We start from the raw sequence: 15,753 nt of genomic DNA on the forward strand, positions 1-15,753 counted from the left end.
TCTTTTGAAGAAAATTTAGCCATAAAAAATGCACCTCCAATTGTTAATTATGTGTCTAACAATTGGGGTGCACTTCAAAATTGATAGTCTTTAGTCGTCGCTACGCTGCATACCAGTATACATTAATACGAGACGTAATAATTCAAATACCGCTACAGCTGCAGCTGCTACATATGTTAATGCTGCCGCATTTAATACTTTACGAGCTTGCCCATATTCATCTGTTGATACAATACCTAACGCTTCAATTTGTTGCATTGCGCGCTTTGACGCATCAAACTCAACTGGCAATGTAACGAGCTGGAACACAACACCTGCTGCCATTAAAATGATACCTAATAACAACAAACCAGACATTTGTGCAAATATACCGATTAGGACGAAAATCCAAGACATATTCGAACCAAAGTTTGCAACTGGCACTAACGAATGACGAACGCGCATAAATTTATAATCTTTTGCATCTTGAATTGCGTGTCCTACTTCGTGTGCTGCAACTGCTGTACCAGCAACTGAATGTCCATAATAGTTATCTGTTGATAATCGAACCGTCTTAGCGGTTGGATCATAATGGTCTGATAAATGACCTGGTGTTTCTTCTACAGCTACGTTGTATAATCCATTTTCATCTAAAATTTTTCGAGCCACTTCCGCTCCTGTCATACCTGATGTTGAATAAACTTGTGAATACTTGCTATAGGCACTACGTACTCTTGACTGTGCATACAACGGTATGATCATTATGATCGCGAAGTAAATTAAATAAAACATCATGAACCTCCATTGAAGTTTTAATTATAGTACTTCTCATTCTATTTTCTTCTGCCACTATTGTCAATGAATAAACCTTACAATCCATATCTTTATTTATTGCATTATCTATTTTTAGAATGTACATTACTTTTTCTTTTTTTTCTCTCTCCTTTATACTTTCTCCATCCAACATAAGTTAATGTGAAGAAAATAAGTCCCCCAGTAATTGTCATAAACCAAATGAGAGAGGGTGCAATTTCATCTTTTTTTACTGTGTGAAATATCTTTTGCAAATCCCCTTTAATAATCCCTAATTGCATTTGGCCGCCTTTCGTTTTTAACATAACGTTACGAAATTCATCTAAATAAGATAAATGAACATTTACACGCTGAACCTCGTTTTCTGGCAAAGCAATCATTAAGCTTGGATAAATAATATTGAATTCATTTAAAAACGTATTTAACGTTTGTTGAAACTGCCCAGCATCTTCTTTTTCCATCGCTTTTTCCATTTGAGAAAAGGCATCCATTACTTTCCTTTCTCTTTCCATCCAAAGTGGTTGATATTTCGATACTTGTGCATCAACAGCAAGTTGTAATGCCAGCACATTATCAATTTTAGCTTGCTTACCTAAACCTTCTTCAGAGAGCGATTGTTGCGCCTTATCGTAAGCTAAAGAAATAACTCTAACTTGATCTGGTGTTACTTCCTGCTTCTTTTCATTCCCCTTTATTAAAAATTGCTCCGAGAAATGTTGTAATACTTGTACCGCTTTTTCATCTTCATTACGCTTCACTAACTGTAACGAGTCGTCTAACAACCCTGTTAGCTCATTCCACTCTTCAGCATATATACGTAACGGAAACATTATAATTAGAAATGCTATCAATCCAATTAATGTTCTCTTCATCCCGGTCCCCCCTATAACTACTAGTACAAAATATGTTAATTTGGACAAGAATAGAACAGAACTAGACCGAAAAATATATTATCATTTTACAAAGAAAAAAATTCTCTTTAAGCAGAGAATTTTTTCTGTGACATCCTTTTCTTTTTTACGAAATATCGATATAAACTGTAACAAAGTATACTACCACCTAAAATGAATAATAAAATAGCACACGCAGCATGCATAAAGAACTCTTCTGGTAACATTAATATAATTGGATCTTTTTCAGGATCAAAAACCCAATAATCATTACTAAATAAAAGTTTATGGAATAATACAAAACTCTTTTCAAAATTAATAGCAATTGGTAACATAAGCGCTATCGGAAAAATGATTGTTAAAATCGATCCGTGCAGTAAAAACTTTTCATTTTTCTTTTTTAATAAATAAATTCCGCCTATCACTGCAATCATAATTGTCGCATACATCACATATTGAATCTTTACTAAAATATTTTTAACATCTACAAAATGAATACGGCCATTTGTGGACATATCTAATGTTGGCAAATGTAATGCTCCGTCATAAAACGGGGATAAATATGTAATAAGCACATCGTAATTTCTTTTAATTTCATCCTTCGTCATATCCGCTAAATCAGGAATATTTAAAAAATCAATTTCAAAATAATACAGCCATTTTCCATAGACAACTGCCGTTGTTGCGAGTGCAAAAATAGAAAATGCTATGCTATATGAAACAACTAAAGTAATCAATCGATCCAATATTTTTGTACCACTCTTATTTTTCTCCATGTTCTCCCCCTAAATGTTCTAACCATCATAAAGAAAATTGTTTCCTTTGCTCACGTAAGCAACAATAATATGTAATACATAGTACAGCAATACTTAACCAAAACGTAAAATAACCAATTTCCTCTACAAACAAATGCATAATTCCATATCGCGGCATTTGCCAAAATAAATAATCAATTGCATCGTTATGCAACGTCCACACAGCTACTACTATAAAATGCCATTTTTTTATACGATAGAATGGAGCATATAAAAATCCTTGTACTGCCATCGCAAAGTGCGAAAGCATTAACATGTAGCCCATAAGGCCAATAGGCCCTTTTACGTAAATCATAATCACGTTTACAACAACAGCCCAAATACCATATTTTATTAAAGTTACAATCGCTAACGCTTCTATTAATCCCCAGTTTCTCTTTGCCAAAAAAGCAATTAAAACAAAGACAAAAAAGAGACTCGCCATAGGACTATCTGGTACAAACGGCCAAAATATAGGTGACGTTTCTTTCAATTGATTTCCGTACCATATAAATCCGTAAATTGTACCTAATATGTTAACAATTAATAAAAATAATAATACCGAGCGTTGTCTTAACATTGCATACAAGTACACCAATCCGTATGTCCAACACCTTTCAAGCAAAGTAATTCATTCATTAAATCCTACTCTATTATAACAAACTTCATCCAACTAAATAGAAAAGCTGACTACAAATTTTGTAGTCAGCTTTTTATTATTTTTTATTATACTTTGCAACGAATTCCGAAAGCTTCTTCAGTTCCTCATCCGTACCTTTAAATACACCTTTAGGCATTGAACCTTTTCCCTCTTTCGCAATTTTAGCAATTTCTTCTGGCTTTAAAGTTAAGTTTTGCAGTGCCGGTGCTGCTGCCCCGCCTTGTAAATTGTCACCATGACATGTTAAACAAGTATTTTTTTGCATTAATTTATAGCCATCATCATTTTTATCAACTGGCGCTGTTTTTACAATTGCTCCTTGTTTTTTTGCAGCTTCCCAGTCGTGGTGTGCTACAGATTCCCAAGTTAAAAAGATAATCGATGCAATTGCTAAAAGCATAAATCCAGTTGCCACAGGACGCTTCAATGGACGTCTTTCTGGACCTCGATCAAGAAATGGAGCTAACAGTAATGCTCCAAACGCAATCCCTGGCATAATAAATGCTCCAATTACAGTAAATGAACCGGAAGCATACGAATACTTTAATAACTGATACAAGAATAAGAAATACCAATCTGGAAGTGGTATATATCCAGCATCTGTTGGGTCCGCCATTCTCTCAAGCGGCGACGGATGCGCCACTGTTAAACATAAATAACCGATTAAAAAAACTGCACCAACCATCCATTCTTTTAACAAGAAGTTCGGCCAAAATGCTTCTGTTTTCCCTGGGTATTCAGAATAGTCTTTTGGAATATTTGGTTTCCGAGCTACTGGTACCCGAGAATCTCCTACAAACTTCATCCCTTTGCCGCGATGCATAATCTCCCTCCTTTAGTTCTTTCCCCTTTAATTTAGCAATCTCTTATAGTGGACCGGAAATACCTTGTTTGCGAATCATGATGAAGTGGAAGGCCATTAAACCTAGAAGTGCTGCTGGTAAGAAGAAGACGTGAATAGCAAAGAAGCGAGTTAATGTTTGAGCGCCAACAATTTCGGAATGACCAGCGAGTAATGTTTTAATATAAGGACCAATGAGCGGTGTTTGCTCTGCAATTTGAATCCCTACTTTTGTAGCAAATAAAGCTTTCATATCCCACGGCAATAAATATCCGGTAAAACCAAGACCTAACATAACAAAGAAAATAAGAACACCAACAATCCAGTTTAACTCACGGGGCTTTTTATACGCACCTTGGAAGAAAACTCTGAGTGTATGTAAAAACATCATTACAATTACGAGACTAGCACCCCAGTGGTGCATACCACGAACAATTTGCCCATAAGCAACTTCATTTTGTAAATAGTAAACTGATTCCCAAGCATTTTTAATATCAGGCACATAATACATCGTCAAAAACATTCCAGATAAAATTTGAATTACAGTAACGAAAAAGGTAAGTCCTCCAAAGCAATAGACGAATGCAGAAAAGTGATGTGCCGGGTTTACATGTTCAGGTACTTCATGATCAGCGATATCACGCCATATTGGTGTAATATCCAATCTTTCATCCACCCAATCATAAATTTTATTTAACATCTACTTTGCACCCCCTCTTGGCTTCGCTTTTCCTAGATACAGCGTTCCATCTTTCACTTTAGACTCGTACACATCAAGCGGAGCAAGGGGTGGCGTACCTTTAATGTTAATCCCATCTTTTGTATAACGCCCCCCGTGACATGGGCAAAAGAATTGATTCGGATGTGCTTTGTCCGAATTCCAGTTAACTGTACATCCTAAATGTTTACATACTGGAGAGAACGCAACAATGTCTCCGCTTTCATCTTTATGAACCCAAGCCGATTTTGGTTCTTCAGACTTGTACCAACCATCAACCTGCTTCACTTTAAAATCGAAACGCTTCGGCTCTGTTGTAATATCCTTTACTTGCGCAACAGCAACCATATCTGTTCCCGCTTCTTTTCTTAACACCGGATCAAGCGCAAATCGCGTCATCGGCATTAAAATACCGGCAGCCATAAAGCCTCCTACCCCTGTGAGTGTGTAATTTAAAAATTGTCTTCTTGACACGCGATGTTCTTTGTCGCTCACGAAAATTTCCCCCCTCTATCAGAAATTGTCCCCTCGTGATAAATTATATAAAAAATAAAAACTAGGACACTATCATGATATAATACGCTCATGCACAGGTCAATATCATACTACTCATAATAATAAGAACTTTCTGTTTATTGCGAGTTTCCCCATTTCTCTTCCAACATCACCATTATATTTTTTATATGCGCATGAATAACTTCTCTTTTTGCTTGATCACTAAATTGTTCTAACGCTAATGAAGGAAACCAAAATAAATCTCCCTGTAACTCTTGCATATCCTCTTTCCATGAAAAATCACTTGTAACATAAGCAATATGCTTAAAACCTTCACTTCGTAAATGATTTGTCCATTCTTGCAAACGACCTTTTTCATTCTTTTGACTTTCTACCAAATACGTAAACGCAGGCAGTAAAAGCACTCTTCCTTTATACTCTCTTTCCAATTCCGTGCTCAACAATTCGATAAATTCACCTTGTTCTACAACCATTTTCATTTCTTTTGCTGCCGAAATTGATAACAGCGGTATTACTCCTGTATCAACATACTCTCTTGCTTGCTCAAACTGTTCTACATCTTTTACAATCCACTTCAAATCCCTTCCCTCCTTCACTTGCAAATGACAGAACTTTCACTTTATATATATTAAACCACACTAAAAGAGGTAAAAAAAGAAAAACTACCCAATATAGGTAGTTTTTCTTTATAAAAGTCTGAAATTTGTAAAAATTAATTAATCCAAATAAATTCTATAAAGTCTTTAACTCTGCCGTTAATCTATGAAACGCTTCCTTATCTTGCTTATCTAACGCTTCATCAATTTGTTTCAAAAGGCGTTCTCTCCTAAACGAAAATACACTTTCTTCCAAAAACCTTTCTGCAAGTAAACGATCTTTTTCATTTACTTCAATATGCTTTGGTAGATATGGGTTTTCTTCTAATACAGCTACATAATTCGCATTTTGAAACGATGATTTAAAGTTGAGTTGAATATAAATATCCTCATCTCGATTTAAACGAATATCATGAAACGATTTTTCAGCATCTGTTGTCATAACATTTTGTTTAAAAAAGTGAAACGGTGTGTCTTTCACACAATTCGCTGACATCACTAAGCCACGCGGACAATATTTTGCATGCTCTACGAAGTGGACTTTATGCATCAATTGGTCGTGACTCATTAAATAATTCAGAATCCATACACATTCACGCTGTTTCAGTTGGTAATTATTCAAAAACCATTTTACAAAATCCTTCTTCTCGTTTACAGAAACAGGGGTATTCATAGCAATTAAGTCCCTCCTCTGTCTTTCTCTTTTCTTTTTAGATTCAAGAAGCGGCATTCAGTTTCCTTCCAACTTATGAAAAATCCTCTAAATTATATAACAATTCTTCAATATGAATTTGTGTCGGGTCTAGTTGTAATAACTGGGTAAATACTTCTTTCGCCTCTTTTCGTTTTCCTTCTTCCAATAAGAAATAACCGTACTCTTCTAAGAAGTCTGGATGATTCTTAAAAGAAGTATATGCACTTTCATAGTGTTTTAATGCATCCGAATACATTTCTAATTGTTTTTTTGCATACGCAAGATCCCAAAGTAGTTGTGTATCTGGTTCTCCACTATCAATAGCACGCTCTACAATTGCAATTAACTCTTCGTACTTTTCTTGTTCTTTTAAGATATATGCATATTTTAATGTTGCACCTAAATGCCCTGGATCTAACTCAAGCGCTTTTTGAAGAACTTCCTCTGCTTCTACTATTTTCCCTAATTTCGCCGCAATGTTCGCCAACTCTACATAAAATGGAACTGAAAGCTCATCTACTTTAATTCCTTCATGAAGCGTTTCATAGCTTTCTTGAAGCATTCCTTCTTTTTCATAGCTTTTCGCTAAATACATGTACAGTGATGCGTACTCAGGGTCTAATTCTTTTAGTTCTTGCCAAGCACCAATTGCTCTCTGATATTCTTCACCTTGGTATAATGTAAAGGCATATCCAAATAATGAGTGAATATCTTTTTGTTCCTCTAGGCCTGCTTCATAATAAGAAATCGCTTCTTCCCAGTTTCCGATCGCGCTTAACGTTTCTGCGAGGCGAAGTGCGATCACAACACCACCCATTACTTTATGTTCCGCTAATAGCGATTCATAATAAGTAATTGCCTTTTGTTCTTCACCTTTACTACTATATAATTCTGCTAACCCAAACGTAATAACAGGTTCATCAGGCATCATTTCTTTCGCCTTTAATAGTTTTTGCTCTGCTACATCATCAAAACCTTGCATTTGGAATAAATCTGCAACAAGTAATAACGATTGAACATATAAATCGTCATTTTCTGGAATATCATGAAGCACTTCAATCGCTTCATCTTCTTTATCTAGATCAATATATAATTCTGCTAAAAATACAGTGAATTCACTTTCTTCTGGATACAGTAAACGTAAGTCTTCAGTAATTGCTAATGCCTCATCTGTAAATCCAAGCGTATGATAGTAACGAGCGATATCATACTTCTCTTCATCATTCGCAATTTTTAATTGTTCTTTTAATAATTGTAATCCTTTTTCCGCTTCACCATTTTCAATATATGAAACAGCTTGTTCAAACTTTTGCATAAACGTCTCCTTTAATTCTAAAAAATATTCTCTTCTGTTCATTTATCATAAGCAACTCACTGTTAGAACGCAACCTTTAGAATGAGCATACTTCTTCTTATACTTCTTCTTACAGAGTAGTTAATTGTTCAAAAGGTTCGGATATGACACCGATACCTTACCATCATCTTCTATTGTACCGCTTTCTTTTATGACCGTGCAAATAACTTCTCTCACTAATTATCGAGCCATACAAACCGTGGTTTACAGAATAACTTAATTAGCAGTCTTCAACCTTTATTTTGAATGCGATAAAAAAGGCTCCTATACTAGGAGCCTTCACAATCTCTTAAGAATATGTTTCTTCTTTCTGTACTTGCTCATTTACAAGCTCTTTCAGCAACTCTATAATTTCATCATTTTCTTCCTTCAAACCGACAGTAATACGAATACCATCATCGATACCAAATGCAGCACCAGAACGAACGATATATCCTTTTTTCATTAATCGTTCGAAAGCTTCATTACCCGGTATACCAAGTTTTAAGAAAATGAAATTTGTTTGGGATGGATAATAGAATACGTTATATTCTTTACAAAATGCATAATACTGATTTAAACCTTCAGCATTCTTTTGCACACAATCTTGTAAAAAGGCTTGATCTTCTAATGCAGCGAGTGCTACAGATTGGGCTACAGTTGATGTATTGAATGGTAACCTAGCTACTTCTAGCTGTCCGATTAACTTCGCATCCCCAATCGCATATCCGATACGAAAAGCAGCTAAACCATATGCTTTTGAAAACGTGCGTAAAACCATAAGATTTTCATACTTTTCAAGAAGTGGTAATGTTTGCGGATAGTCTTCTGCTTCCGCGTATTCATAATATGCTTCGTCCATAATAACGAGAGCCGACTTAGGAACTGATTCTAAAAATGAAAGTAATTTTTGTTTCTCAACATATGTACCTGTTGGATTATTCGGATTACAAATCCATACAATTTTCGTTTTCTCATCTACTTGCTCTAGCATTGCATCTAAATCATGAATACCATCTTTAAGTGATACTTCACGAACTTCTGCTCCTTCAATAACAGCATGGTGATGATATTGTGAAAACGTAGGATTCGCCATTACAACGTTTGTTCCTTCATGTAGTAACGCTCGGCTAATCATTTGAATGACTTCATCTAATCCACTACCAAATAGTAGTTGTTCTGCTTTTACACCTAAATGTTCCGCTACTTTTGTCCGAAGTTCAAAGGCATATCCATCTGGATAAAGGGCATATTGGCTCGCTAAAGAAGTTAATGCTTCTGTCACACGTGCTGAACAACCGAATGGATTTTCGTTGGATGCTAATTTCACAATTTTTGATAAACCATATTCTCTTTTTACTTCTTCAATGTTTTTCCCAGGCACATACGCTCTCAAAGTTAACAATTGCTCTTTCACTCTCATTTTTCTTCCCCCAGTCATTTCATTCAATTTGATTACAATACGGTTATAGCCCCTTACTGTAATCTTTTGTCATAACCGTCACTATTACGAGAATACCTCTAAATGAGCACTTCACAGCACTTCGCTATCATTTTAAACCATATCTTTTTGAAATGCCTCTAACGCAATATGAACAGTCTCATCTGAAATAGATACGACATTCACTACCCCATATTCCTGCATAAGCACCATATGAATTGCTCCTGCATTTGCTTTCTTATCTTGTTTCATCAATTGAACGAGGCGCTCTACATTCAAATCCCTTGGCATTTTTGGATAGCCGTATTTCAAGAACCACTGCTTCATATCTTCATAAGCAAGATCAACCTTGTACACTTGCTCACTTAAAAATATGGCGAATAACATTCCAACCGCTACACCGTCACCGTGAGTAATATTTCCATACCCTAGCTCTTTTTCAAGAGCATGTCCTAACGTATGTCCAAAGTTCAAATGAGCACGTACACCCTTCTCTGTTTCATCTTGTGACACAACATTTGCCTTTACAGGAATCGCCTTCGTTAATATATGGATTAACTTCTCATCATGAAGATCCGCTAATGTTTGCACTTCTTCTTTTAACCAATGGTATAGCTCCACATCACCAATAAGAGCATGCTTTATCACCTCTGCATAACCTGAACGCCACTCTTTTTCAGGAAGAGACTGTAAAAACGGTGTATGATATACAACTGCTTCTGGCTGATGGAATGCACCAATCATATTTTTACCTAACGGATGGTTAATCGCTACTTTCCCACCCACTGCGCTATCGTGCGCTAATAAAGTTGTCGGAACCTGCACAAAGCGAATACCACGCATAAACGATGCAGCAACAAAACCAGCTAAATCTCCAATCATTCCGCCTCCAAGTGCAAGAATTAAAGAATTTCTATCTAATTTATTTTCAAGAGCTGACGTATGAGCCGCATAGAAATTTTCGAAAGACTTCTCTTTTTCGCCACTTGGTACAACAAACGAAAACACGTGCTGCTCTACTTGTAATGCATCGATAACTGTCTGTAAATGTAGTGATGCAACAGCTTCATCTGAAATGATCATTACGTTAGATACCGCTGGCTGCATATTTTGAACGATCGTTGTTAAGTTTGACAACGCTTCTTTACCAACATGTACATCATATTCTTTTGATTTCGTTTGAATATGTATGTTTCCCATTAAAATCCCCTCGCATATTCATTATGTTTCTCAATATTTTCACGAATTAGTTCCATACGATCTAATCCGAATTGTTCTATTAAAGCTGTCGCTAATTCCCAAGCCACAACCGCTTCTGCAACGACACTAGCTGCTGGCACTGCACAACTATCTGAACGTTCAATACTCGCTGTAAAAGGCTCTTTCGTATCAATATCTACACTTTGAAGAGGTTTATAAAGTGTAGGTATCGGTTTCATCACACCGCGCACAACAATTGGCATTCCAGTCGTCATACCGCCTTCTAGTCCACCTGCATTATTTGTTCTTCGTGTATATCCATGCTCCTCATCCCACAGAATTTCATCATGAACTTCACTTCCTGGTCTATGCGCTGCTTCAAAACCAATTCCAATCTCGACACCTTTAAAAGCATTAATACTCATAATTGCAGCTGCTAATTTCGCATCCAGTTTTCGATCATAATGCACGTAGCTACCTACTCCAATTGGCATCCCTTCCACAATTACTTCAACGATTCCACCAATTGAATCACCATTTGCTTTCGCATCATCAATCGCTTTCATCATTTGGTTACCAGCTTCTTCATCTAAGCAACGTACAGGAGATGCTTCTGTAATACTCTTTAATTCTTCAATTGAACTATACGTAATCTCCTTAGCTTGTACACCGCCAATTTCAATTACATGGCCCGCCACTTTAATACCAAGTTCTGCTAACACCTTTTTAGCAACCGCACCAGCAGCAACACGCACCGTCGTTTCGCGCGCTGACGAACGTTCCAGTACATTCCTCATATCTCTATGACCATATTTAATCGCACCATTTAAATCAGCATGCCCAGGCCTTGGTTTTGTCACTTTCCTTTTCATCTCTTTTTCTTCTTGCTCAGTTAAAGGCTCCGCCCCCATAATTTTTGTCCAGTGTGCAAAATCACGATTTTCAACAACAAGTGCAATAGGGGAACCTAATGTTTCTCCATGTCTAACACCACTTAAAATTTGCACTTGATCCGTTTCAATTTGCATGCGTCTACCGCGCCCATATCCCTTTTGCCTTCTAGCTAACTCTTCGTTTATATCATCTGCTACTAAAGACAACCCTGCCGGAACACCTTCTATAATCGTTGTAAGTTGTGGACCATGAGATTCACCAGCTGTAATATATCGCATACGTTATTCCTCTTTTCGTATATGTATTTATCTCACTATATTAACTTTTATCATTCTAAAAATATTAAAGAAATTATATCATAAATCGACCATTTTCTTATTCTATATTTCCGATAGGCCTAATTTAAATATCAACATATCATAACAGCTCAAACTTTGTAACTAACTGAAAATAAAAAAAGTGCAAGAAGAATACCCCTATTCTCCTTGCACTTTTTACTATTATCACAGTGATTAAAGCGTTTACAAATTATTTCAAAATAATTAGTAAATCCATTCATTCATTAATTTTGAGTAGTCAACTAATTCTTCTTCTTTAAAGAAAATAGCAATCTCGCGCTCTGCGCTTTCTAAAGAATCAGAACCATGGATAATGTTTTTCGCAACAGTTACACCGAAATCTCCACGAATTGTTCCAGGAGCTGCTTCATGTGGTCTTGTTTTCCCCATCATGTTACGCGCTGTATCTACTACACCTTCACCTTGCCATACCATTGCGAACACAGGTCCAGATGTAATAAAGTCTACTAACTCACCAAAGAAAGGTTTTTCCTTATGCTCAGCGTAGTGTTGTCCAGCAATTTCCGGAGTGACTTGCATTAATTTTGCACCAACTAATTGAAAGCCTTTTTTCTCAAAACGAGCTACAATTTCCCCAATGAAGGCACGTTGTACACCGTCTGGTTTTACCATTAGAAATGTTTTTTCCATAAAAAATCTCTCCACTTCTGAATTATGTATGTAATTGTATATCCCCACACACATATTATCACCCTTATCACAATTGTGCAATAGTTTTGAAATAGAGAGATTATTTTATTTTTTAGAATAAACATTAAAATTTTCGTTTTCCAATATACTTTGCAACATTTTGTAATGCGTACTTTGCTTTTCCACGTGGGAGTGGTTTTATTATTTCTAAAGCTTTATGTAAATAACGTTCACTAAATGCAAATGCTTGATCAATTGCTGTACTATTTTTTACAGCATCAATAATTTCTTGTATTTCACTTGCTGTTGAATTTTCATGTACAGATGTGATTTTCTGACGAAGTACGGGATCTTCCATCGCATATAGAGCAGGAAGTGTAATATTCCCTTGTAGTAAATCTCCGCCAGCAGGTTTTCCAAGTTTCTCTTCTGTAGAAACGAAGTCTAAAATGTCATCAATAATTTGATAAGACATTCCTACAAAATACCCATACCAAAATAGACGATTTACCGTATCACGATTAGCACCAGCAGCAATCGCTCCCAATTGACAACTCGCGGCAATTAATAATGCTGTTTTTCGCTTTATTCTTCTTAAATACGTTCTTAAATTTTGGTTATAATTGTATTTATCTTTAATTTGTTCAATTTCACCTTTACAGACTTCTAAAATAGTATGTGATAACGCTTGATGCGCCTCTGGAATTTCGATATTTGTTATACATTCAAGAGACTTAGCGAACAGATAGTCCCCTGTATACATCGCAATACGATCTCCCCATTTCGCATTCACAGTCGCACTGCCGCGTCGTAAAAATGCAGCATCAATAACATCATCGTGAACAAGAGAAGCCATATGAATAAGTTCTAACGCAACAGCAACATGCTTAATCGCATCTAACTTATAATCTCCAAATTTCCCTGCAAGCAACACAAATACAGGACGAATTCGTTTCCCACCAGCTTCAATAAGCTGTAATGCTGCCTCTTCTACTAATGGCTGTTCAGAAGCGACTGTCTTTTTTAATTCTTTTTCTATCACATTAATATCCGATCGTAAAAAAGAGTACATAAGTTGTAACTTCATATTGTTCACCTTAACCTAAAACTTCTTTTTTCTATTTTGATTCTGGTTTAATACCTAAATGCATCGCTGCTACCCCAAAAGTAAATGGTTTCACTTGCACACGTTCAAGTCCAGCTTGCTCAAACATTTGAGCCAATTCTTTCATCCCTGGGAACGTACTAGCAGATTCTTGAAGCCATGAATACTCTTTATAACTTTTCGCAAACATCTTTCCAAATAACGGCATGATATATTTAAAGTATAAAATATACCCTTGTCGAAAACCAATCATTGTTGGTTGAGATGTTTCTAAACAGATTACTTTTCCACCTGGTTTTACTACACGCGTCATTTCTTTTAATACGTGCATATAATCCGGTACGTTACGTAAACCAAACCCAATCGTCACATAATCAAACGTATTATCTTCAAACGGAAGTTCCATTGCATTCCCATGTAGAAGTTCTACTTGTTTTAATTGTAACGCCTCTACCTTTTGCTTACCGACAGATAACATATTTTCACTGAAGTCTAAGCCAACAACCTTTCCTTGTTCACCTACGGCTCCAGCTAGCGCAATTGTCCAATCTGCGGTTCCACAGCATACATCAAGCGCTTGACTGCCTGGTTGTACATCCATAATTCGCATCGTTTCTTTACGCCACGCTTTATGTCTTTGAAAACTAATTACAGAATTCATCACATCGTATTTATCAGAAATCTTTTCAAATACGTCATGTACTCTTTCTTCTTTTGATTGTTGCATGCTCGTACCTTCTTCCAATGTAAAATTGCTTATGTCTTCTATTTATTCCTTAACACAGAATTTATTTCATTTATGTCTGTGTGATTTTCTAAAAATTGTTTTTCTTTCTTTCTCAATTCCTTCATCCAACCATTAATCACTACTTCTGCTTTATCCCCTAAAGCATCTTGCATAGCTTGAAAAACAGGCGAATGTTGCTTATCAGCATACAATTGAATTTCTTTTTGAAGGCGATTTCCACCTAATACGTATGTGATAAATGGCTTCCAATGTGATAACTGAAAATGATCACATGTTTTTTGAAGGAGCGCAGACTCAATCATTACTATGCTTTTCATTATGTCATCCGTCGTTTCATGCGCTTTTTGGTATAACATAATTTTGTGTTCATTTATCTCTTTAATTCCTTCAGCAAGTGCACGAATTAAAACAATATCACGATTCATAGACAATAAATAATAATATAGTCCACTATAGTAATCGCCTGCAAGTACTGTTAATTGACGACATTTATGGAATTCAATCTCTTCCTCGCCTGCTTTATTTGATACCCTTTCATGCGTATCAAGCGCAATTTGTACAAGCATAATTGTTACTACGTAATGCTCAATTTGTTCTATATGTAAGTTTGCACTCTTTAAAGCACCATATAACAATGCTATCTTTTCTTCATCAATAAATGGTTCTTCAATATAGTTTATAAAGTAAGGATGGCGTAATTTCTCCATCAATTTTTCTTTTATACTCGCATACCCTCCGTAGATGTCACACACAAAAAATCACCCTTGTTTTCTAATTCATAAAACTTATTATAACACATACACTCTATTTTCTATAACCAAAACTTGGCTACACCTACCATTCATGTAAGCAATCTTTCTAATCTCACTCTGTCTAGTTAAAACTATATCATTTATTTACTAAAAAAAAAAAAGAAAAGCAGTTTCCCGCTTTTCTTTACTTCGTTTTAATAAACGATAAAATTTCACTGCGCGCTGCAGCATCATTTTCAAGCACACCACGCACTGCTGTCGTTACTGTTTTCGCACCTGGTTTTTTTACACCACGCATCGTCATACACATATGTTCTGCTTCTACTACTACCATTACACCATGAGGCTCTAGTACTTCCATAATAGAGTTCGCTACTGTTGATGTAATACGTTCTTGCAGTTGTGGGCGACGTGCAATTGTATCTACGGTACGAGCTAATTTACTTAACCCTGTCACCTTTCCACCTTGCGGAATATATGCAACGTGAGCAACTCCATAGAATGGAACTAAATGATGCTCACACATCGAATAAAATGGTATATCTTTTACTAGTACAAGCTCTTCGTGATCTTCTCCGAATACTTTATGCAAATGCTCTTTCGGATCTTCATGCATACCTGAGAACACTTCTGCGTACATTTTTGCAACACGCTTTGGTGTATCAAGTACTCCCTCACGATTTGGGTCATCCCCAATCGCCTCTAAAATAAGGCGTACTGCATGTTCAATTTGTTCTAAATTAACTTTTGCCATCCGCTAGCCCTCCCGAAAACCTAAAAGTGATACGA

At 36.1% G+C, this 15,753-nt stretch carries 18 protein-coding genes; all 18 read right to left on the bottom strand.

The features are described 5' to 3' along the window. Nucleotides 1–90: 90 nt before the first annotated feature. The 18 genes from ES895_RS23670 to folE all read right to left on the bottom strand — a co-directional run bounded on the left by ES895_RS23670 (nucleotide 91) and on the right by folE (nucleotide 15,718). Entirely contained in the window at nucleotides 91–774 is a 684-nt protein-coding gene (locus tag ES895_RS23670; RefSeq protein WP_058839490.1) for a zinc metallopeptidase, read from the bottom strand. A 101-nt stretch (nucleotides 775–875) separates the two neighbouring features. After that, nucleotides 876–1,664 (bottom strand): sporulation protein YpjB, encoded by a 789-nt coding sequence (ypjB, locus tag ES895_RS23675; RefSeq protein ID WP_135238703.1) that lies wholly within the window; start codon nucleotides 1,662–1,664, stop codon nucleotides 876–878. Nucleotides 1,665–1,771: 107 nt separating this feature from the next. After that, entirely contained in the window at nucleotides 1,772–2,458 is a 687-nt protein-coding gene (gene lit, locus ES895_RS23680) for a lipoprotein intramolecular transacylase Lit (protein WP_000414377.1), read from the bottom strand. A 25-nt stretch (nucleotides 2,459–2,483) separates the two neighbouring features. Next, entirely contained in the window at nucleotides 2,484–3,074 is a 591-nt protein-coding gene (lhaT, locus tag ES895_RS23685) for a lipoprotein heptaprenylglyceryl N-acetyltransferase LhaT (protein ID WP_114159473.1), read from the bottom strand. A gap of 118 nt (nucleotides 3,075–3,192) precedes the next feature. Further along, entirely contained in the window at nucleotides 3,193–3,960 is a 768-nt protein-coding gene (gene qcrC / locus ES895_RS23690; protein WP_000554603.1) for a menaquinol-cytochrome c reductase cytochrome b/c subunit, read from the bottom strand. 43 nt (nucleotides 3,961–4,003) lie between these two features. Further along, nucleotides 4,004–4,678 (bottom strand): menaquinol-cytochrome c reductase cytochrome b subunit, encoded by a 675-nt coding sequence (gene qcrB, locus ES895_RS23695; protein WP_000932700.1) that lies wholly within the window; start codon nucleotides 4,676–4,678, stop codon nucleotides 4,004–4,006. After that, entirely contained in the window at nucleotides 4,679–5,191 is a 513-nt protein-coding gene (qcrA, locus tag ES895_RS23700) for a menaquinol-cytochrome c reductase iron-sulfur subunit (RefSeq protein ID WP_001280593.1), read from the bottom strand. It abuts the gene before it with no gap. Nucleotides 5,192–5,328: 137 nt separating this feature from the next. After that, nucleotides 5,329–5,790 (bottom strand): YpiF family protein, encoded by a 462-nt coding sequence (locus ES895_RS23705; RefSeq protein ID WP_000871314.1) that lies wholly within the window; start codon nucleotides 5,788–5,790, stop codon nucleotides 5,329–5,331. A gap of 154 nt (nucleotides 5,791–5,944) precedes the next feature. Continuing rightward, complete coding sequence (locus ES895_RS23710; RefSeq protein WP_001095925.1) at nucleotides 5,945–6,481, bottom strand: ReoY family proteolytic degradation factor; 537 nt, start codon at nucleotides 6,479–6,481, stop codon at nucleotides 5,945–5,947. A 73-nt stretch (nucleotides 6,482–6,554) separates the two neighbouring features. After that, nucleotides 6,555–7,817 carry a tetratricopeptide repeat protein gene (locus ES895_RS23715; protein WP_001168671.1) on the bottom strand — a complete coding sequence of 421 codons (1,263 nt, stop codon included), beginning with the start codon at nucleotides 7,815–7,817 and terminating at the stop codon, nucleotides 6,555–6,557. Nucleotides 7,818–8,145: 328 nt separating this feature from the next. After that, on the bottom strand, nucleotides 8,146–9,258 hold the full coding sequence (hisC, locus tag ES895_RS23720; RefSeq protein WP_001264023.1) for a histidinol-phosphate transaminase: 1,113 nt from the start codon (nucleotides 9,256–9,258) through the stop codon (nucleotides 8,146–8,148). Between the two features lie 132 nt (nucleotides 9,259–9,390). After that, complete coding sequence (aroB, locus tag ES895_RS23725) at nucleotides 9,391–10,476, bottom strand: 3-dehydroquinate synthase (RefSeq protein WP_000526812.1); 1,086 nt, start codon at nucleotides 10,474–10,476, stop codon at nucleotides 9,391–9,393. After that, nucleotides 10,476–11,648, bottom strand: coding sequence for a chorismate synthase (gene aroC / locus ES895_RS23730; protein ID WP_001269386.1), 1,173 nt, complete (start codon nucleotides 11,646–11,648; stop codon nucleotides 10,476–10,478). Before aroC ends, aroB begins: the two co-directional genes overlap by 1 nt. A 264-nt stretch (nucleotides 11,649–11,912) precedes the next feature. After that, complete coding sequence (gene ndk / locus ES895_RS23735; RefSeq protein WP_000415883.1) at nucleotides 11,913–12,359, bottom strand: nucleoside-diphosphate kinase; 447 nt, start codon at nucleotides 12,357–12,359, stop codon at nucleotides 11,913–11,915. A gap of 124 nt (nucleotides 12,360–12,483) precedes the next feature. Then, entirely contained in the window at nucleotides 12,484–13,446 is a 963-nt protein-coding gene (gene hepT, locus ES895_RS23740; protein ID WP_000776086.1) for a heptaprenyl diphosphate synthase component II, read from the bottom strand. Between the two features lie 31 nt (nucleotides 13,447–13,477). After that, entirely contained in the window at nucleotides 13,478–14,191 is a 714-nt protein-coding gene (gene menG, locus ES895_RS23745) for a 2-heptaprenyl-1,4-naphthoquinone methyltransferase (RefSeq protein WP_001187674.1), read from the bottom strand. A gap of 38 nt (nucleotides 14,192–14,229) precedes the next feature. Further along, the gene (locus ES895_RS23750; protein ID WP_000332858.1) at nucleotides 14,230–14,964 is read right to left on the bottom strand and encodes a heptaprenyl diphosphate synthase component 1; all 735 of its coding nucleotides are present in this window, start codon (nucleotides 14,962–14,964) and stop codon (nucleotides 14,230–14,232) included. Nucleotides 14,965–15,148: 184 nt separating this feature from the next. Continuing rightward, entirely contained in the window at nucleotides 15,149–15,718 is a 570-nt protein-coding gene (gene folE / locus ES895_RS23755) for a GTP cyclohydrolase I FolE (RefSeq protein ID WP_001151482.1), read from the bottom strand. Between the last annotated feature and the right edge of the window lie 35 nt (nucleotides 15,719–15,753).

This window comes from Bacillus sp. 007/AIA-02/001 (assembly GCF_004634455.1).
In the GTDB taxonomy this organism is placed as follows: domain Bacteria; phylum Bacillota; class Bacilli; order Bacillales; family Bacillaceae_G; genus Bacillus_A; species Bacillus_A cereus.

Coding starts and splice junctions, on each gene's coding strand:
- ES895_RS23710 (WP_001095925.1), bottom strand. CDS start 6,481: ATGAATACCCCTGTTTCTGTAAACGAGAAGAAGGATTTTGTAAAATGG.
- aroB (WP_000526812.1), bottom strand. CDS start 10,476: ATGGGAAACATACATATTCAAACGAAATCAAAAGAATATGATGTACAT.
- hepT (WP_000776086.1), bottom strand. CDS start 13,446: ATGAAGTTACAACTTATGTACTCTTTTTTACGATCGGATATTAATGTG.
- ES895_RS23715 (WP_001168671.1), bottom strand. CDS start 7,817: ATGCAAAAGTTTGAACAAGCTGTTTCATATATTGAAAATGGTGAAGCG.
- qcrB (WP_000932700.1), bottom strand. CDS start 4,678: ATGTTAAATAAAATTTATGATTGGGTGGATGAAAGATTGGATATTACA.
- lit (WP_000414377.1), bottom strand. CDS start 2,458: ATGGAGAAAAATAAGAGTGGTACAAAAATATTGGATCGATTGATTACT.
- folE (WP_001151482.1), bottom strand. CDS start 15,718: ATGGCAAAAGTTAATTTAGAACAAATTGAACATGCAGTACGCCTTATT.
- ES895_RS23670 (WP_058839490.1), bottom strand. CDS start 774: ATGATGTTTTATTTAATTTACTTCGCGATCATAATGATCATACCGTTG.
- ypjB (WP_135238703.1), bottom strand. CDS start 1,664: ATGAAGAGAACATTAATTGGATTGATAGCATTTCTAATTATAATGTTT.
- ndk (WP_000415883.1), bottom strand. CDS start 12,359: ATGGAAAAAACATTTCTAATGGTAAAACCAGACGGTGTACAACGTGCC.
- aroC (WP_001269386.1), bottom strand. CDS start 11,648: ATGCGATATATTACAGCTGGTGAATCTCATGGTCCACAACTTACAACG.
- menG (WP_001187674.1), bottom strand. CDS start 14,191: ATGCAACAATCAAAAGAAGAAAGAGTACATGACGTATTTGAAAAGATT.
- qcrC (WP_000554603.1), bottom strand. CDS start 3,960: ATGCATCGCGGCAAAGGGATGAAGTTTGTAGGAGATTCTCGGGTACCA.
- hisC (WP_001264023.1), bottom strand. CDS start 9,258: ATGAGAGTGAAAGAGCAATTGTTAACTTTGAGAGCGTATGTGCCTGGG.